The sequence below is a fragment of the Zhaonella formicivorans genome (assembly GCF_004353525.1).
Lineage (GTDB): Bacteria > Bacillota > DUOV01 > DUOV01 > Zhaonellaceae > Zhaonella > Zhaonella formicivorans.
The window spans coordinates 1071666-1091494 of the sequence record NZ_CP085524.1; the positions used below are offsets into that span (position 1 = coordinate 1071666).

Sequence of the window (19829 nt, forward strand, 5' to 3'; positions counted from 1 at the left end):
AAGATTAAGTTTTCCCTAAAAAAAGAGAACACATTCGTGCTCTCTTACTTTGTTCCCGACGTCAAGGCTTGAACTTCGGCAGCAAAATCGTTCTGCTTTTTTACCAATCCCTCGCCGAGTTCATAACGTACAAACCGACGTACAGAAATATTTTCGCCTATTTTGGCTATTTTTTCAGTTATTAACTGCTGAACAGTTTTATCGGGATCTTTAATGAACGGCTGTTCCAAAAGACATACTTCTTTGAAGAATTTTTCAATTCTTCCTTCCACCATTTTTTCAACAATCTTTTCCGGTTTCCCTTCGTTTAAAGCTTGCGCTCTCAGGATGTTCTTTTCTTTTTCAATTTCCTCCTGAGGAACTTGCTCCCGGGAAACATATTCCGGCTTGGAAGCTGCAACCTGCATAGCAATATCCTTGGCTAATTCTTTAAATTCATCAGTCTTAGCCACAAAATCGGTCTCGCAGTTAAGCTCAAGTAGAACGCCGATACGTCCTCCTCCATGGATGTAAGCCTCAACTAAACCTTCGGTAGCAATCCGGCCAGCCCGCTTGGCAGCCGCAGCCAGACCTTTTTCACGAAGGTATTCAATGGCTTTCTCCATGTCGCCATTCGTCTCGCTAAGGGCCTTCTTGCAATCCATCATCCCGGCCCCGGTACGTTCCCTTAATTCTTTAACCTGATTAGCACTTATCATCTTACCTATCCCCTTATTACAAGACTACGCTATCGGGGTTCATTACGCTTCTTCCACTTCTTCAGGTTGACCCTGGGTACCCTCGATGACTGCGTCTGCTATCTTGCTGGTTAAAAGTTTCACCGCCCGAATAGCGTCGTCATTTCCTGGAATTACATAATCAACTTCGTCCGGATCGCAGTTAGTGTCTACTATAGCTACGATAGGGATTCCTAGCCGACGAGCTTCTGCAACTGCTATTCTTTCTTTACGAGGGTCAATAATAAATAAGACACCGGGAAGCTCGTTCATATTCTTGATGCCGCCTAAAAATCTTTGCAGTTTTTCTCTTTCCGCCAGAAGCTGAGTAACTTCTTTTTTGGGCAGAACTGCAAAAACGCCTTCTTCTTCCATGCGCTCAAGCTCATGCAAGCGGTTGATTCTCTGGCGAATAGTTTGAAAATTGGTCAGCATTCCGCCCAGCCATCTCTGGTTCACATAAAACATTCCGCATCTTTCTGCTTCTTCTTTTACAGAATCTTGGGCTTGTTTTTTTGTTCCAACAAATAGCACTGTTTTTCCTTCGCTGACCATATCACGAACAAAATTATAAGCTTCTTCGACTTTACGCACAGTTTTCTGCAAGTCGATTATGTAAATGCCGTTTCGTTCGGTAAAGATGTACGGCGCCATTTTGGGGTTCCAACGGCGGGTCTGATGACCGAAATGTACCCCAGCTTCCAGTAACTGCTTCATGGAAATCACAGCCATACTTACACCTCCTCCCATTGGTTTTTACCTCCGCCTGCCTTCATCCGCCACAGAGACTACCTGACGATAGCACCTCTCTGTTGACTCTGGTAGACGTGTGTATTTACACCAAAAAACAGTATAGCATAGGCCGACTGGCAAGGCAAGTTTTTATTTTGAAATCAGTCTTTAATTTGCCCTCTAAGCCCTAATTTATATGCAATGAAGTCAAAACAACGTTATGATAACGTTATGAAAAGAAAAAGACCGCAGCCGGTCTCAGCTTGAAGACAAAGCGCGCATGTATTACTTCGCTCTGGACAAGCTCCTACGCCTTTGACCTTTGGCAGAGCCGCCAGCCTTGAGGAAACCAGTCCCGCTCCATAATACATGCGGGCTAATAATAGTTTGTCGACAGACACCCATGCTGCTGTGCAGCACCATCAGAAGAATGAAAAATTGTAACCCATTGTGTGTAGCTGCGACATATGACAAGCCATAGAGCGCTCTGTGAAGAGTTTGACTGTAAGCGGCCGAGCAGCATGGACGCTGCGAGAGCGCTGGAGTGGCATGGACGCCGCGTCAGCGCGTGCCGCTGGAAGTCAAACGATGAGCAGAAGCAGCGCTCTTGGCGAAGTCATCCCGGAGCAGCAGATACAAGGGTTAACATTTTGAGGGTAGTCTGAAAGACCTTCAACCGGTCTTTTTCTTAAGCCATACAGCATGTAGTAATTACCTTCTCTACCTTTTTAGGCGCTGCAGTTCTTCTAAAAGATTATCGTTTAACACTCTGATGTAAGTGCCTTTCATCCCCAACGATTTCGATTCTATGACACCAGCGCTTTCAAACTTGCGCAGAGCGTTAACAATTACTGAACGGGTAATGCCGGCCCTATCTGCGATCTTACTGGCTACCAGCACTCCTTCATCCCCCTCCAGTTCTCCGAAAATATGTTCTACAGCTTCTAATTCGGAATAAGAAAGAGTGCCAAGGGCAATATGCACAGCAGCCCGTTTACGAGCCTCCTCTTCAATTTTTTCCGCTTTGGAACGCAAAATTTCCATACCTACCACTGTTGCGCCGTATTCGGCCAAAACTAAATCCTCGTCAGTAAATTCTACATTAAATCTTGATAAGAGCAAAGTGCCCAAACGCTGTCCACCGCCAATTACAGGCACAATAGTAGTCAACTTATTGCTGAAAATACATTTGTCTTCTTCGCTGAAAATGCAGCAGTTGGCTACTTGGGCAAAATTAGCTTTCGTTTCATTAACCCGCATTAATTCTTCATTGTAGTCATCGGGAAAACGCTCGGTTTCATAAACAATATTATCCATAATCTCGCAGGTAAAACCTTCAATAAAAGCGTATCCGAGGATTTTGCCGTATTTACCAACAATGTAACAATTTGCGTTAATTTGGTCCCTTAAGACTTGGGCCATCTCATCGAAGTCCACTGGGTTGCCGGCAGATTTTTGTAACAGTTTGTTGATATTTCTTGTTTTTTCTAATAGTGTCTTCATTGCTCTTCTCCTTTACCATCTATTTGCTGGTTTAAATTGTATATTTTTAAAGAATATAACGGCTTAAATCTTGATCTTTGACAATATCTTGCAGTGTATTTCTAACATACTCTGCGTCGATCACAATTTTTTGTGCGCCCATCTCCGGTGCTTCGTAAAACAATTCCTGCAAAAGCCTCTCCAGAATAGTATGCAGCCGTCTGGCGCCTATGTTTTCAGTTTGCGCATTAACGGTGTAAGCTATTTCCGCAATTTCCGAAATAGCATCTTTGCTAAATTGCACTTCCACACCTTCGGTAGCTAAAAGGGCAGTATATTGCTTAATTAAAGAATTCTTAGGTTCAGTTAAAATCTGTTCGAAATTTTCTTTACTTAGGCTGTCCAACTCAACCCTAATGGGGAAACGACCCTGAAGCTCCGGAATTAAATCAGAAGGTTTGGTAATATGAAAAGCCCCGGCAGCAATAAACAGAATATGGTCAGTTTTAACCGGACCATATTTGGTAACCACTGTTGAGCCCTCAACTATGGGCAGAATATCCCTTTGTACTCCCCCTCTGGATACATCGGGGCCGTGTCCGCCTTCTTTGCCTGCAATTTTATCAATTTCATCCAGGAAAATAATCCCATCCTGTTCCGCCCGGTAAATGGCTTGCGCCACAACCTCATCCATATCTATGAGCTTTTCTGCTTCTTCTTGCGTCAAAATTTTTCTAGCCTCAGCAACTGTCACTTTTCTTTTCTTTTTCTTTTTGGGGAACATGCCGCCTAACATATCCTGCAAATTTATCCCCATTTCCTCTATCCCAGAACCTGTAAACACTTCCAGCATCGGAGGTTTTTGATCCTCTATTTCAATTTCAATAAGCTCGTTTTCCAATTCTTGCCTGCGGAGTTTTTCTTTTAATATTGCCCTTTTTTCATCAATCTTTAACATTCTTTGCTGGTATGATTCTTCTTCTTGCGGCGATATATCGGCGGGACTTCTGCCCCCAAAAAGCAATTCAAAAGGATTTTTGGGAGATTTCTCCTGCTGGGGATAAGGGCAAAGTAAATCTAAAATTCTAGCTTCGGCTAAAGCTTCTGCTTTTTCTTTTACAACCGATGTCTTTTCCTGCCGAACCATTCTAATTGACGTCTCCACTAAATCCCTTACTATGGATTCTACGTCCCGCCCGACATAGCCAACTTCAGTAAATTTTGTAGCCTCCACTTTAATAAAAGGGGCCTTGACCAGCTTGGCGAGTCGCCTGGCAATTTCAGTCTTGCCTACGCCCGTTGGCCCAATCATAATTATATTTTTCGGCATGATCTCATCTTGCATTTCTGGGCTTAGCTTTTTACGACGGTATCTATTGCGGAGGGCTATAGCAACACTTTTTTTAGCTGCTGACTGACCTACTATATATCTATCCAACTCCTGCACAATTTGCTTGGGAGTCAAATTTTCCATTTCATCCACCTCCTCACATCTCTTCAACAGTTATATTGTCATTGGTATACACGCATATTGAAGAGGCTATTTGCAAAGCTTCTCGAGCAACTTCACCGGCGGCGAGCTGGGTATGTTTCATTAAGGCCCTTGCTGCAGCTAAAGCATACGCCCCGCCGGAACCTATAGCCGCCACATTATCATCCGGCTCAATTATCTCGCCATTACCGGATATAATCAATAAGGTTTGTTCATTTGCCACGATGAGCAACGCTTCCAGTTTGCGCAAGATTCGGTCCATTCGCCACTCTTTGGCCAATTCTACTGCCGCCCGTTGCAAATTACCCCTATACTCTTCCAGCTTTCCTTCGAATTTTTCAAAAAGAGTAAAAGCATCAGCCACAGAACCGGCAAAGCCGGCCACTACTTTACCACCATATAACCTGCGAACTTTTTTTGCCTGGTGCTTCATTATCGTGGCATTGCCAAAAGTGACTTGTCCGTCTCCGGCAACAGCAACCTTTCCGTCTTTTTTAACAGCTACTATTGTAGTAGCGTGAAACATCCTATTACCTCCCTGCTAAGCCCGAGGGTGGGTTTTATCATAAACTTCTTTCATCTTTGAGGTTGTAACGTGAGTATAAACCTGGGTTGTAGCCATGCTTACATGACCTAAAAGTTCCTGCACCACTCTTAAATCAGCACCTCTCTCCATTAAATGGGTGGCAAAGGTGTGGCGCAGAGAGTGAGGCGAAATTTTTAGGCTGTCAGCTAATCTTCTCACATATTTTTCTACAGTCAAACGTACACCTCTTACACTAATCCTAACTCCCTTGTAGTTTAAAAACAGAGCATCATTATTTTGGGTTGCCAGTAACACCGGCCTTCCCCTCCGAAGATAATTTTGCAGAGCTTCGATGGCAAAGCTGCCCAAAGGCACAACCCTTTCCTTGGCGCCTTTTCCATAGACCACCATATAGCCTAAATCAAGATTAATCTGAGGTAAATCAAGGCCTACCAGCTCACTCACCCGGATCCCGGAAGCATAAAAGGTTTCCAGCATGGCACGGTCCCGTAATCCTAACGGAGTTGAGCAGTCGGGTAAAGCAAGCAACTGTTCAATTTGCTTTTCTTCCAGATACCGAGGCAGTTTTTTATCCTTTTTCGGGCTGTTAATAAAGAACAGCGGGTTATTAGCAATCAATTTTTCCTTGTTTAAAAAGCGGTAAAACTTCCTCAGGGCTGCTAATTTTCTTGCCACCGAAGATTTGTTATAACCTGCCCGGTGTAAATAGGCTAAAAAAGAACGTATATCGTAGTGACTCAGCACTTCCAATTCTATTCCGTCGGCTTTTTTTCTATAGTGCTCCTGAAGAAAAATAAAAAACTGATTTAAATCATTTGCATAGGCGCTCACAGTGTTTTGGGAAGCATTCTTTTCAGCCCTTAAAGATTTTAAAAAAAGATCAACCAAACTATCATAGCTGCTGTTCATTATATCACCGCATTAGCAACTCGCCCTTATGTTAACATATTCACAAAGAGCTGACAAGTTAAATTTTAATAATATTTTAGCAATTCAAGGAATTGCCGCTTAGCTGAGCTTATTGTTTTCCATAAAATTCCACAACACCGTCAAGGCTCGTTCTGCCAAGGCACGGTTTTTTAATTTTTTATCCCTTTGTTTATGCTCCAAAGGTGGAATTAATCCAAAATTGATATTCATCGGTTGAAAGTTTTTTGTTTCGGCAGTAGTAATATAATGGCATAATGCCCCATGGGCTGTTTCCGGCGGAAAGACCAGAGGTTGCTGCCCGTTAATTATGCGGGCGGCATTAATCCCTGCAACCAGACCGTTGGCAGCACTTTCTACATATCCCTCCACTCCAGTGATTTGCCCGGCGAACAAAATTTCGGGTCGCTTTTTAAACTGCATTGTAGGGAGCAGCAAGTCGGGACTGGAGATATAGGTATTTTTATGCATTACGCCGTAACGTACTATTTCCGCCTTTTCTAATCCTGGGATCAGTTTTAATAGTTTTTGTTGTTCTCCCCATTTTAAACCAGTCTGAAAACCAACCAAGTTAAAAAGGGAACCCTCCTGGTTGTCTTTGCGCAATTGAACCACAGCATAGGGCATTTTCCCAGTACGCGGATCTACTAGGCCAACCGGCTTCATTGGACCAAACAGGAGAGTTTGCTTGCCTCCTTTAGCCAAAGCTTCAATAGGCATACATCCTTCAAAATGGATTTCTTTTTCAAATTCTTTCGGTTCATGTCTCTCGGCAGAAACTAAGAAGGAGTAAAAAGCATCATATTCCTCTTCGGTCATGGGACAATTCAAATAATCATCGCTGCCTTTTCCATACCTTGATGCCCAAAATGCCACACTGCAATCAATGCTTTCTTTAGTTACTATAGGTGCGGCAGCATCATAGAAATAAAAATAATCAGCGCTAGTCATTTCCTGTATTTGAGCTGCAAGAGCGGGGCTGGTTAACGGCCCGGAAGCAATGATAGTGATCTGACCGTTCGGTATGTCAGTAATCTCCTCCCGGATAATTTGCACATTGGGATGTTTTTCCAGGATTTCAGTCACTTCCGAACTGAAACCGTTACGGTCAACTGCCAGCGCTCCACCTGCAGGTACCGCGTGTTTATCAGCGCAGTGCATGATCAATGAATTTAAATTCCGCATTTCTTCCTTCAATAAACCAACAGCGTTTTCAATAGCGTTTGCCCTAAGGGAGTTGCTGCAAACAAGCTCCGCCAGGTATGAACTGTGGTGAGCAGGCGTCATTTGGTAGGGGCGCATTTCGTATAATTTTACTTTGACGCCCCGCTGGGCAGCTTGCCAAGCTGCTTCAGCACCTGCCAGACCACCTCCTATAATGACCAGTTCAGTACACAAGGTTGCCACCCCTCATAACATGCTTCGATACTTGCTATAATCCCACCGCTTGCTTCTATTGCTTTACTTCTTTTTCAAAGTGACATCCTTCTTTGGGACAAACTAACCGGCTGCCTTTTTTAATATTTTTAAGCACCAGTGTACTATGACATTCCGGGCAAAGTTCCGTAGTAGGTTTATCCCAGGACACATAGTCACATTCCGGGTAATTGCTGCAACCGAAAAATTTCCTGCCCTTTTTTGTTCTGCGCAATACTATTTTACCTTCGCACTTGGGGCAAGGTACTCCTATTTCTTCCAACAAAGGTTTGGTATTACGACATTCGGGAAAACCCGGACAAGCCAGGAATTTTCCATAGCGCCCCATTTTAATTACCATGTTTCTGCCGCAGCTTTCGCAGATTTCCTCGGAAACTTGATCAGCTATTTCAATAGAACCTATTTCTTTTTCAGCTTGCTCCAATTCTTTGGCAAATGGCCGGTAAAAAGTGTCCACCACCACCTGCCAGTCCATGGCGCCTTCTTCCACTTCATCCAGATTGCTTTCCATATTGGCAGTAAACTCAACATCGATAATATCAGGAAAATACTCCTTCAATAGTTCCACTACAACCATGCCCAATTCTGTGGGAGCAAATTGTTTTTGTTCACGTACAACGTACCCCCGCTGCAATATTGTTTCAATAGTGGGAGCATAAGTGCTAGGCCTACCTATTCCCAACTCTTCCAAGGTTTTTACCAGCGTAGCCTCAGAATAGCGGGGAGGTGGCTGGGTAAAATGCTGTTTTGGTTCAAGCTTTTGCAAAATGAGTATTGTCCCCTCTTGCAAATCAGGTAGGATACCCGCATCCTCTTCCGAATCACCTTCCCTGCTTTCCGTATAAACCTGCATAAACCCTGGGAATTTAATTATAGCGCCATTGGCGCGAAACAAATAGTCTGCTGCAGCAATATCTACAGTGGTAGTGTCTAAAATTGCGGAACTCATCTGGCTAGCCACAAATCTTTCCCAGATCAGTTTATAAAGTTTATACTGATCTTTGCTCAACACATCGGATAATGACTCCGGGGTTCTTAAAGTAGAAGTAGGCCTTATTGCTTCGTGGGCGTTCTGAGCCTGTTTTTTGCTGGTATATTCCCTAGGTATGGAAGGAACATATTCCTTACCGAACTTATCCAGAATGTAGCTCCTTGCCTCTTCTTGGGCAACCGCAGCAATTCTTGTAGAATCAGTCCTAAGATAAGTTATTAAACCCACTGTACCTTCCTTTTTGCCCAAGTCTATTCCTTCATATAGCTGCTGAGCAATCATCATTGTTTTGCGCGCGGTAAAATTCAGCTTACGATAAGCCTCTTGCTGCAGGCTACTGGTGGTAAATGGCGCAGCCGGATTACGCTTCTTTTCTTTCTTTTTAATCTCAACTACCCTATACTCCTGACCTTGTATTTCAGACAGTACCTGGTCCATTTCCGCCTGAGAAGAAATTTTAATTGGTTCGTTTGCTTTTTTTATTAACTTGGCTTCTATTTTTCCTGCCGGTTTGCTTTTTAACAGTGCGGTAAGACTCCAGTATTCCTCAGGAATAAATTGGTTTATTTCTTTTTCCCTGTCACAAATCAACCTGACCGCAACTGATTGAACCCTACCTGCGCTAAGCCCCTTCCGAACTTTTTTCCACAGCAGCGGGCTGAGCCCGTACCCAACTAAACGGTCTAAAATTCTCCTGGCTTGCTGAGCGTTAACACGATCAAAGTCAATGGTTCTCGGGTTTTGTACTGCTTGTTGGATAGCATTTTTGGTAATCTCGTTAAATTCTATCCTGCACTTTTCCAGTTGTTCTATACCCAAAACCTGTTGTAGGTGCCAAGCAATTGCTTCACCTTCCCGGTCGGGGTCAGTAGCGAGCAACACCATACTGCTTCTCTTGGCAGCAGCCTTCAATTCTTTGAGCAGTTCCCCCTTACCCCTGATGGTTATATATCTAGGCAGAAATCCCTCTTCAATATCTACGCCAAGTTGGCTTTTAGGTAAATCCCTGACATGACCCATAGAGTACTTCACTGTATATTTTTTGCCCAAAAAACGTCCTATTGTTTTTGCTTTCGCAGGCGATTCCACAATCACTAATATCTCAGACACTATTCTCACTCCAACCATTACCTACAAAATGTTTACAATTGCAACTGCTCGCTAGGCGATAATATATCTTTGTCCTGGCAGTTGTTTAATTATGCCCCTGATTTCCAGAACAGTGAGAGTGCTCAGCAAATTCTCCGGTGGGACAAGCAGTTTTGCCATTATTTCTTCAAAGCTAACCGGTTCCCAAGATAATAGTTCCACTATTTTAGCTTCCACAGCTGACAACTCTTGCCGGGTAGTTTTTCTTTCCGGAACGGGAGCATAACCATACTCCTCCAGGATATCATTTACATCCTCTACCAATTTAGCTCCCTGCTTAATAAGGTAATTGGTCCCTTTGCTAAAACGGCTGAAGACAGGACCTGGAACGGCAAAAACGTCCCGCCCCTGCTCCAAAGCGTAATCGGCGGTAATCAGCGAACCGCTTTTTTCTGCAGCTTCCACCACAACTACACCTAAAGTTAAACCGCTGATTAACCGGTTTCGTCTGGGGAAATTTTGCGCCTCAGGTTTTGTTCCCAAGGGAAATTCTGAAATTACCGCTCCGTGAGCAATTATTTCCTCCATCAGCCTTTTATTCTCCGGGGGATAGACTATATCCAAACCATTCCCTAAAACCGCTATCGTGCTACCAGCAGCACGGAGTACCCCCCAGTGGGCAAAACTATCAATTCCTCTGGCCATGCCACTTACTACACAAAAGCCTTGTTTTCCCAGATCATAGGCAATTTTTTCAGCCATTTTTTGTCCATAAGCAGTTGCTTTCCTCGATCCCACAATAGCTATGGCATTTTGAATAGCATTTTCCAAACTTCCTTTATAATACAATACTTGAGGCGCCCCGTAAATATAACGCAAATTTACGGGGTAAATTTTATCATTGAATGTGACGATCTTGATATCCTTTTTTAAAATTTTTTCCCATTCTGCTTCCACATTAAACTTGGCACGAAAAGATAAAAAGTTTTCGAACACATTCCTGCGAGACCCTAGTACTGATTCTAGCAAACTTGGCTCAGCATGCCAAACATTTTCCGGGTTTCCGAAAAACTCAATAAGCTTTTGAATAGTTTGCGGCCCGATTCCCGGTACAGAATTCAGAGCATTCCAATAAGCATTTTTTTGCATAGCCCATCCCCATTTTTGTTTTCTCACTCATTCGCGAAAGATAACATCTTTTCCTGCTACAGGGAAATACTTTTACCTTGCTTCTATTGGATATGGGATTGCATGAAAAGTTTTATTCTTGGCAAAGATACTTTTTTAAAGTATCTCACGAAAAAAGGGCGGATAAACCACCCTCGCATGCTGGCTATTGATTTACACTACTCACCAGTTGCTTTTCAGCCATGGTGATTAGCCTTTTTACCATAGTCCCTCCTACTCTTCCGCAGTTTTTTGCAGATATTTCGCCCTAGTAGTCTTCGCTGTCCTGATAAACAGGCAGGCCCAATTCCGTGCATTTTCGTATTTCATATTGTTCGGAGCTTGATGTGCAGCTATTTAAAACAAAAACCATTAATTCACTTGTCGGTCTAAAATTCTATACTGGATTGCTTCGGCTATATGGCTCTTGTTTATGATAGCTTCTCCACTTAAATCAGCAATAGTGCGGGCTATCTTTAAAAGCCTGTCATAGGCGCGCATACTCAAGCCGAGCTGTTGAAACGCTAAGCGTAAAAGGGACCGGGCCTCCTCTGACATCACACAAAATTGCTTAAGCAGTTTTGGTGTCATCTGCGCATTGCAATTTATGCCAAATTTTGCTAAGCGCTCTCTTTGGATTTGTCGTGCTTGTTCTACCCTGGATTTGATCCGTACAGAACTATCCCCTGTTTTGCCATTCTCTAAATCCTTGTATTTCAATCTAGGGACTTCTACTTGAATATCAATCCGGTCTAAAAGAGGCCCCGAAATTTTTCCTCTGTAACGCTGGATTTGGTATGGAGTGCATATACACTCTTTTTCGGAATCTCCATAATAGCCGCACGGACAAGGATTCATGGCCGCTACCAGCATAAAACTGGCAGGGTAAGTGATAGCTGCAGCAACCCGGGAAACGGTAACAACCCTGTCTTCCAGTGGTTGGCGTAGGGCTTCCAAAACATCACGGCGATATTCAGGCAATTCATCTAAAAAAAGAATACCTCCGCTGGCCAGGCTTACCTCTCCAGGCCGTGGAATTTTGCCTCCGCCAATCAGGCTGGCGGAAGAAGCGGTATGGTGGGGGGCACGAAAGGGCCTTTCGGTAATCAACGGTTTTGTTGGGTTTAACAGCCCGCTGCTGCTGTAAATCTTGCTAATTTCTAAAGCCTCTTCCAAAGTAAGTTTGGGCAAAATTGAGGTCAATCTCCTAGCCAACATCGTTTTGCCAGAACCCGGGGATCCCATAAGCAAAATATTATGTCCTCCGGCTGCGGCAACTTCCAGCGCTCTTTTAACGCCATCCTGTCCCTTTACTTCAGCAAAATCCGGTCCTTCGCTTGCCTTTTCAGCAAAAAATCGGTCAAGCTCTACTTCCACCGGCGCAAGAGCAATATTTCCCAGAAGCATTTCTACAAGTTGGCGTAAATTTTGGACCGCTAAAATCTTTGCTTTTCCTGCCAAAGCGGCTTCAAACCCGTTTTCCTCCGGTACCACCAAAAAGCTAGTTTCCCCTGCTGCACCGGAAAGTGCACAAGCCATCGGCAGAACGCCCGGGATGCGCCGCACCGTGCCTTCCAAAGACAGTTCACCTACAAAAAAATAAGGCTCTACTTTTTCGGGGTCCAGTTGACCTGTAGCAGTTAAAATTCCGACAGCTATTGGTAAATCAAAACCTGGCCCTTCTTTTTTTAAATCGGCCGGAGCTAAATTGACAGTAACTCTTTTAACGGGAAATTCAAAGCCGGAATTCTTGATGGCAGTCCTGACCCTTTCCCTTGCTTCCCGTACTGAGGCATCAGGCAATCCTACTATATCAAAACTCGGAAGCCCGGCAGAAACATCTACCTCCACTTGGATTAAACTGGCATCAAGACCGATTACAGCCAAAGATTTGATAATAGCTAGCATTGAATGTCCTCCTCTTGCTACTCTAATTCGGCAGAATTTTGCAGTTTTCCTGCCATTTTCTTCTCTACCCTTTATCTTTTGGTCAAATTTACCAAGCCAACTCAGAAATGTTTGTACTTTTGTCTTCTGCTAGGAAAGCAGGAATTTGCATAATTAGTTAAAATATATTAATTCAATTGTAACAATATTGTCAGGAGGGCTATCTGCATGCCATCTTTAGCAGAACAGCGGCTACTTAAGAGCAAATTAGCTAAAAACTTGCTAAAAAAAACGAAAATTTTAGCTGGGAAATGTGAAAAAATAATTGCAGAAAGCAACAGCATCGAAGCAGCCAGGGATAAATTGCGCGATTTGTTTAACTCCAATTTAGACCGTGGCGAGTCGTTAGTAATTGTCAATTATGACGGACTTGCCCTGGTGCACGTCAACAAATTAAGGGAAGGAATGCTATTAAACGATCCGGCGGGATTAAAGGCAGCCCAGTGTAAGAGTGAACTTTTGCAGATTTTAGAACAGAACACAGGTCAGCTTATGCTCGATGCTGCTGTTCCAATAAATGTGAATGGCAAAAGAACCGCCACTTTAAGAATCGGCAAAGAAATTACATCGGGGAAAATTCTTTACCACCTGCTTTTTGCAACCCTGCTGCCCATTTTAGTGTATATCTTGCTTGATTTATGCTTCAAAGATGACATAACCTCCTTATTCTTAGGTATTGTTCCCCTTTTTATTGCCGCTTTAAGTTCAATTTTCCTCTACCGCATGTTCCAAACTGTCGTACAAGATGTTAAAATCGCTTCTAAAACTATTGCCACAGGTGATTTAACTAGCGTAATAAAACCAAAAATCCACAATGAATTGGGTAATATGATCTGTGAAATGAATAAAGTCAGCTTAGGTTTGAAAACAATTTTGCAGGAATTGGAGCAAGTTGTTGCTGCAATTGGCAGCATCGGGCGAGACCAGATTTTAGCAACACAAGAGATGAGTAAAGCGATCAATGAAGTGTCCTCCTCGATAGAAAACATTGCCGGCGGTTCCGCTAACCAAGCTGCAGATATTGAACAAATTAAACAATTCGCGTCCATACTTACAAGTTCATTAAACAAGATGGCAAAAACCAGCAGTGAATCGGTTCAACTAGCTTTAACTGTAGAAAAGACAGCCCAGGAAAATACCTGGATTGTAGAAGAAACCATAAGACAAATGCAAGCAATCTACAATTCAGTAGTTTCCTCCTCACGGGCTTTAGGCGCTTTAGAAAGCAGTTCACAAGAAATTGGTGCAATTGTAAATACCATAACAGCTATTGCGGAACAAACTAATCTTCTGGCATTAAATGCTGCCATAGAGGCAGCACGGGCTGGCGAGCAGGGCCGGGGATTTGCCGTGGTAGCGGAGGAGGTTAGAAAACTGGCAGTACAATCTAACATAGCAGCAAAAAATATCATGTCCATCATTTCTAAAACACAAGCGACCAGCAGTGAAGCGGCAAATGCTATGCGCAGGGCCTCAGAGCAAGTCGAATCCGGCATGCAAGTTATCGAGACTCTTAACAGCTCCAATTTGAAAACCATGGATACTATCAAAGGGATTACTCTGGCCATTGAGTCTAACAACAGTCTAGCTGAACAAATTAAAAATAATTCATTGCATCTGGAAAAAGATATTAATAATATTGCTCTCATTGCCAGTGAAGCTGCACAAACCTCCCAATCGGTAGTAGCCATCGTCCAAGAACAAAATGCTATGAGCCAGGAAATAGCAGCCGGTGCAGAACATATCGGGAAAGAAATTGAAAAATTACTCGCAATTATCTCCCGTTTTAAATTAAAATAGTTATTCTTAACCGGAGTAACTAATGAAAATAGGTAACCGTTTAATAATATATAGAGTATTTTAACAGTAAGCAAAAAGCCCTGGCGCCATGACCAGGGTTTTTGTCTGTTTAAAGCTTTAGAAAGCATTTTTAATTATTTCTATACTTGCTACCTGTTCTGGCTCTTTGGAAAACGTTACAGCTACTACATCAAAACGGCACCTGCTATCCGTACATCCGTTTTTCTGTATAAAGTATGCTGCCACCTGACGCAACTTTAACTGCTTCTTTTGATGCACACTCTCCTGCGGCAAGCCGTAACTGTAGTTGCTTCTGGACTTAACCTCTACAAAGACCAGGTCCTTTCCTTCCCGGGCAATCAAATCAATTTCCCCTAGCTTACATCGAAAATTCTTGCACAGAATCTTATAACCCTGCTTTTGTAAATAATCAGCAACCAGCTGTTCGCCAAGCCGACCGATAAAACGCGTATTGATCATCAGTATTAGCTCCCTTACCGGATCCACAACCAGATTTACCTGACCAAAATTTAGATTATAAGCTTCCTGCTAAGACGTTAAATTTACAGTACGTACAACTGCAGGCATTCCGAGCAAAAGTTTTAAAAAGGAAACAACCGGGAGGTTGTTTCCTTGCCAAATTAAAAAGGTAAGAACGCTTTGGCAACTGCCAAGGCCACATTGGTCAACGGCGTAGGATAGATACCGAAAAATATGGTAACCAACATGGTAATCACCAGCGCAACTTGAGTTCCTCCTGATATTTTAATTGGTTCTGCTTCAACAGGAGGCTGGCCTAAATACATTGCTTTAGCCACAATCAGATAGTAGTATACAGAAACCATGCTCATGCCGATGCCGATAAAAGCCAGCCATACCATGCCTTTGTCAATAATCGCGGTAAAGAGGTAAAATTTGCCGACAAAACCGGCCAGAGGCGGAATGCCCGCCAACGAAAGCAGGCAAATTAACATTACTGCTGCCAAGAGCGGCGAACGCTGGGCCAAACCGCTGTAATCCCTGATCTCATCACTGCCCGTTGCTCTGGAAAAAGCGCCGGCAACGGCAAAAGCCCCAACATTGGCAAACACATACAAAATAGAGTGGAACAATATGGCTGCTATTCCTAAACTGGAAAAGGCAATTACCCCTAACAGCAGGTAACCTGCCTGAGCTATGCTGGAGTAAGCCAGCATTCTTTTGATATTAGTCTGAGGAATGGCAACTAGATTGCCGAGGACCATGGTCAGGATCGCTAAGACAACGGCTATAATGATCCAATAAGATTCTAGGCTTGGCAAAGCAACCATGAATACCCTCAAGAAAGCAGCCAAACCTGCTGCCTTGGAAGCCACCGCCAAAAACGCAGTTACAGGGGTCGGCGAGCCTTCGTAAATGTCGGGAGACCACATGTGGAACGGTACAGCAGAAATTTTGAAAGCAAATCCGGCCAGCAAGAAGATCATCCCTAAAATGAGCACGGGTGAAATCTGACCTGAAGTTAAGCTTTCGGCAATACCTGCTATTGCAGTAGTTCCGGTAATCCCGTAAACCAGACTCAAGCCGTAAAGCAACACACCGGATGACATGGCACCAAGGATAATATACTTTATACCTGCTTCCGCTGACTTAGCATCACCTTTCTTGTAACAGGCAAGAATGCAAAAGGTAATAGTCATCAGCTCCAAACCAATGTAGAGCGTAATTAGCTCTCCTGCTGACGCCATGATCATCATCCCGAGCAATGCGGCTACCAGTAAAGCGTAGAATTCGCCATGATTATAGCTAATTTGCTGCAAAAAATCTCTGGAAATCAAACCGGTCAAAATCGCAGCAATTAAAAACAGTTGTTTAAAAAAGGTGGCAAAGGGATCAACAATGTAAGTGCCGCCAAAAACTGTTTGGCTGCTGCCGGTGTTAAACAAAGTAAGCCCCAAAATTCCCAAGAGCGTTACCAGAGTGAAGTTGCCAATTCCCTTTTTCTGGTCTGGAGGAAGCAGTAAGCCAATCACCAACAGTGTTAAACACAGGGCGGCTGTAACCAGTTCCACCTTTAGGTAAGACAGTTCGGATAACATCTAGAAAATCCCCCCAATCTCTGCTGCAGCAGAAATCTTGTCAACTAAGGGTGTAACTCCAAGGTCGATTAAATCGACTAAAGGCGAGGGGAATAAACCAAAGAGAATCAATACCCCACATAAAACCACAATCGGTACCATTTCCACACCACGGGCGTCGGTTAAATGATTCCATTCCTCTTTGCGTGGCCCAAAAAACGTAAATTGCACCACTCTTAAAACGTAAACTGCAGTAATTACCACGCCTAAAATCGCCAGAATGGAAAGTACACGAAAATGCAGACCGCCAAACAGTACTGCTTCTTTGGTAAAGGAACCGACAAAAATCAAAAACTCAGCCACAAAATTATTTAACCCCGGTAACCCCAGCGATGCCAGACCACCAATCATAAAGCCGGCTGCAACGCGAGGCATTTGGTGCGCCAGGCCTCCGAATTTGGCAATTTCCCTGGTATGAGCCTTATGATAAATATTGCCTACCAAAGCAAAGAATAAAGCTGTCATAATACCGTGGGCAAACATCTGCGCCACTGCACCGTCAATACCCGCGGCATTCAAAGAGGCAATACCTAAAAGCACATAGCCCATGTGGCTAACACTGGAATAACCGATTACAAATTTCAAATCCTTCTGCACCATGGCAACCATAGCGCCGTATACCACGTTGACTATACAGAGCAAAGCAATTAATGGAGCCCAGTATTTTGCTCCTTCCGGGAACAAAAATACTCCTGCCCTAATTAAACCGTAGCCACCTAATTTCATTAAAACGCCCGCGTGGAGCATACTGACCGCAGTGGGAGCTGCCACGTGACCATCGGGAGACCAGGTGTGCAGCGGCCACATGGGGACAAGAAAACCGAAGCCGATCATCATCAGAAAGAAAGCAAACTTCTGGAATCCCCGATCGTAAGTAATAGTACCTAAAGTTTGAATATCAAAAGTATTGAACCCGAGCTGCCCGGCAGCATATAAGTACAGTGCGATTATGCCGATTAAGGCAAAAGCGCTTCCGACCAGGAGGTAAAGGGTAAGCTTCATGGCAGCATACTCTTTGCGAGTACTACCCCAAACGCCGATCAGGACATACATAGGGATAACAGCCACCTCAAAAAAGAGGTAGAAAAAGAACAGGTCCCGGGAGATAAATACCCCAAAAACTCCGGCCACCAAGAGCAAAAGGAAAATAAAAAATTCCTTAACCCTGGTATGCATGTCCCAGGAAGCAAAAACTCCCGTAAAGATGACAATGGCTGTTAAGAGCACCAACGGAAGGCTCATGCCATCAACGCCTACTGAGTAGTTTATGCCAAAACTGGGGACCCAGCTGTAATCCTCTAAAAACTGCAGCCCCGCAACCCCGCGGTCATAGGTCAGAAAAGCTATAACAGAAAGGACCAAGGCAATAAATGTGGCGATGGCAGCAGTAATTTTTATTAATCGTTCTTCATCCTGAGGAATAAAAAGGATAACCAGCACACCGAGCACAGGGGCCAACAAAATCGAAGTCAAGATCGGAAAAGCCATTTATATCCCTCCTAACACCGGCATAGCCATCCAGAGCACAATCAGAACCACTGCCATAAAAATCACCAGCGCATAATTCTGTAAGCTTCCGGTATGGATAAACCGCAGCCTTGCTCCAGCCATTCTGACCAGGTAGGCAAACCCATCGGCAATGCCGTCCACAACTTTGCGGTCATGCCAGTTAAAGGCTCTGGATATACTTAATACAACTTTGTCAAAGAACAGCTGGTACAATTCATCGATATAGTATTTGTTGTACAGCAGAGTATGGATAGGCTTAAATTGCGTCGCCAATTTTTCCGCGGATATGGCTTTTTTGCCATAGATGAGCCATCCCAGGAAAATTCCCGTCGTAGCCAATAATGTCGATACAACCATAATCATAACATTGGGTTCGGCATGATGGGGCTCATGGAAATAAATATTTTCAGCGAAAACCTTAGCCATGAAGCCACTGAAAATAGCAAATACTGCCAGGATAACTAAGGGTAAAGTCATGGTCCAGGGGGACTCATGGGCATGATGGCTGTGGCCGTGCTCGCTCTCTTGGCCAAAAAAGGCGGTAAATACCAAACGGGACATATAGAAAGCAGTCATAAATGCCACCGCCAAACCCAAGATAAACAAGAACGTGTATCCATTATCATAAGCAGCCAAGAGAATCTCGTCCTTACTGAAGAATCCGGCGAGAGGCGGTATGCCTGCCAAGGCTAAAGAGCCAATGATGAAAGTCCAGGTAGTGATTTTCATCTTTTTGTATAAACCGCCCATTTCAAAAATGTCCTGCGTATGAACAGCATGAATAACACTGCCTGCTCCCAAGAACAAGAGGGCTTTAAAAAAAGCATGGGTGGTCAGGTGGAACATTCCGGCTGTTAGACTGCCCACGCCCATAGCCATCACCATGTAACCCAATTGACTCATGGTGGAAAAAGCCAAAATTCGTTTAATATCTCGCTGCACGATGCCCATTGTAGCCGCAATAAGGGCAGTAAAGCCACCAATATAAGCAATTGTCAGAATAGCACCTGGTGAGGATGCAAATAAAATGTATCCACGGGCTAAAAGGTAAACACCCGCAGCAACCATGGTGGCCGCGTGGATTAGGGCGCTAACCGGAGTAGGGCCTTCCATGGCATCAGGCAGCCAAACATGCAGCGGAAACTGAGCGGATTTTGCTACAGGACCGGTGAATACCAAAAGGGCTGCCACAGTTAAGAGAGGAATGTTTTCGTAACCATGAATAGCCTCTGCCAATTCACCGAAATTAAAGGTCCCAAAAACCAGAAACAAGAAAAAGATACCCAACATGAAACCAAAGTCACCAACCCTGTTGGTAACGAATGCCTTCTTGTTGGCGTCAGCCGCAGAGTTTTTGTAAAAATAAAACCCGATCAGGAGGTAAGAACATAGGCCAACCAGTTCCCAGAAGAAAAACATTTGGAAATAGTTGTTGGCAATGACCAATCCCAGCATTGAGCTTCCGAACAACGATAAATAGGAAAAGAACCTGGAAAATCCGGGATCACCGTGCATATAGCCAATCGAATAAATTTCAACCAACAGCGCTACAAAGGTCACAACAAACAGCATCACTGCCGTCAATGGGTCAATCAGCACACCGGCCTCGATGTGTACTGGTACCGACAGCCAATCAACAGCATATTCCACAGGTGCTTCCATAGTGATTTTATTGGCCAAAACTTCCCAGAGAATGCCTACGGAGATCCCGAAGGAAACAAGCATAGCCGCTATAGCTACCAAGGCGCTGACTATTTTTAAACGTTTGGTAACGAACACAATCAGCGTGAAAGCCACTGCAGGCAATACAGGAATTAACCAAGCCAAGTCAATATACTGGTACTGCATTATACCTTCACCTACCTTTTTGCTCCTA

Annotated in this window: 16 protein-coding genes; 1 reads left to right on the plus strand and 15 read right to left on the minus strand. The window is 43.8% G+C overall.

The window, feature by feature from the left end; translation table 11 throughout:
• Positions 1–44 precede the first annotated feature (44 nt).
• The 11 genes from tsf to EYS13_RS05335 all read right to left on the minus strand — a co-directional run bounded on the left by tsf (position 45) and on the right by EYS13_RS05335 (position 12488).
• Positions 45–698, minus strand: a complete 654-nt coding sequence (tsf, locus tag EYS13_RS05285; RefSeq protein WP_227766630.1) for a translation elongation factor Ts — start codon at positions 696–698, stop codon at positions 45–47.
• A 42-nt stretch (positions 699–740) separates the two neighbouring features.
• Positions 741–1448 carry a 30S ribosomal protein S2 gene (gene rpsB / locus EYS13_RS05290; RefSeq protein WP_227766632.1) on the minus strand — a complete coding sequence of 236 codons (708 nt, stop codon included), beginning with the start codon at positions 1446–1448 and terminating at the stop codon, positions 741–743.
• Positions 1449–2168: 720 nt separating this feature from the next.
• Complete coding sequence (gene codY / locus EYS13_RS05295; RefSeq protein ID WP_227766635.1) at positions 2169–2951, minus strand: GTP-sensing pleiotropic transcriptional regulator CodY; 783 nt, start codon at positions 2949–2951, stop codon at positions 2169–2171.
• Between the two features lie 46 nt (positions 2952–2997).
• Positions 2998–4404, minus strand: a complete 1407-nt coding sequence (gene hslU, locus EYS13_RS05300) for an ATP-dependent protease ATPase subunit HslU (RefSeq protein ID WP_227766636.1) — start codon at positions 4402–4404, stop codon at positions 2998–3000.
• 13 nt (positions 4405–4417) lie between these two features.
• A complete protein-coding gene (gene hslV / locus EYS13_RS05305; protein WP_227766639.1) occupies positions 4418–4948 on the minus strand; it encodes an ATP-dependent protease subunit HslV in 531 nt (176 codons plus the stop codon).
• A 15-nt stretch (positions 4949–4963) separates the two neighbouring features.
• Positions 4964–5878, minus strand: coding sequence for a tyrosine recombinase XerC (gene xerC / locus EYS13_RS05310; protein WP_227766641.1), 915 nt, complete (start codon positions 5876–5878; stop codon positions 4964–4966).
• Positions 5879–5977: 99 nt separating this feature from the next.
• Positions 5978–7294 (minus strand): methylenetetrahydrofolate--tRNA-(uracil(54)-C(5))-methyltransferase (FADH(2)-oxidizing) TrmFO, encoded by a 1317-nt coding sequence (trmFO, locus tag EYS13_RS05315; protein WP_227766643.1) that lies wholly within the window; start codon positions 7292–7294, stop codon positions 5978–5980.
• A 55-nt stretch (positions 7295–7349) separates the two neighbouring features.
• Positions 7350–9434, minus strand: coding sequence for a type I DNA topoisomerase (topA, locus tag EYS13_RS05320; RefSeq protein WP_227766645.1), 2085 nt, complete (start codon positions 9432–9434; stop codon positions 7350–7352).
• Positions 9435–9485: 51 nt separating this feature from the next.
• Positions 9486–10562, minus strand: coding sequence for a DNA-processing protein DprA (gene dprA / locus EYS13_RS05325; RefSeq protein WP_227766646.1), 1077 nt, complete (start codon positions 10560–10562; stop codon positions 9486–9488).
• A gap of 184 nt (positions 10563–10746) precedes the next feature.
• Positions 10747–10842, minus strand: coding sequence for a small, acid-soluble spore protein, alpha/beta type (locus tag EYS13_RS16475; RefSeq protein WP_227767809.1), 96 nt, complete (start codon positions 10840–10842; stop codon positions 10747–10749).
• 110 nt (positions 10843–10952) lie between these two features.
• Positions 10953–12488: a YifB family Mg chelatase-like AAA ATPase gene (locus EYS13_RS05335; protein ID WP_227766649.1), complete on the minus strand. Its 1536-nt coding sequence runs from the start codon at positions 12486–12488 to the stop codon at positions 10953–10955.
• Positions 12489–12695: 207 nt separating this feature from the next.
• Here EYS13_RS05335 and EYS13_RS05340 point away from each other — a divergent pair, with 207 nt between their 5' ends.
• Positions 12696–14327 carry a methyl-accepting chemotaxis protein gene (locus EYS13_RS05340; protein WP_227766650.1) on the plus strand — a complete coding sequence of 544 codons (1632 nt, stop codon included), beginning with the start codon at positions 12696–12698 and terminating at the stop codon, positions 14325–14327.
• Between the two features lie 117 nt (positions 14328–14444).
• Here EYS13_RS05340 and EYS13_RS05345 read toward each other — a convergent pair whose 3' ends face one another.
• The 4 genes from EYS13_RS05345 to nuoL all read right to left on the minus strand — a co-directional run bounded on the left by EYS13_RS05345 (position 14445) and on the right by nuoL (position 19801).
• Positions 14445–14807 (minus strand): YraN family protein, encoded by a 363-nt coding sequence (locus EYS13_RS05345; RefSeq protein WP_227766652.1) that lies wholly within the window; start codon positions 14805–14807, stop codon positions 14445–14447.
• Positions 14808–14968: 161 nt separating this feature from the next.
• Positions 14969–16405 carry an NADH-quinone oxidoreductase subunit N gene (locus EYS13_RS05350; protein WP_227766654.1) on the minus strand — a complete coding sequence of 479 codons (1437 nt, stop codon included), beginning with the start codon at positions 16403–16405 and terminating at the stop codon, positions 14969–14971.
• Positions 16406–17932: a complex I subunit 4 family protein gene (locus tag EYS13_RS05355; RefSeq protein ID WP_227766656.1), complete on the minus strand. Its 1527-nt coding sequence runs from the start codon at positions 17930–17932 to the stop codon at positions 16406–16408.
• The gene (gene nuoL, locus EYS13_RS05360) at positions 17933–19801 is read right to left on the minus strand and encodes an NADH-quinone oxidoreductase subunit L (protein WP_227766658.1); all 1869 of its coding nucleotides are present in this window, start codon (positions 19799–19801) and stop codon (positions 17933–17935) included.
• Positions 19802–19829: the final 28 nt, after the last annotated feature.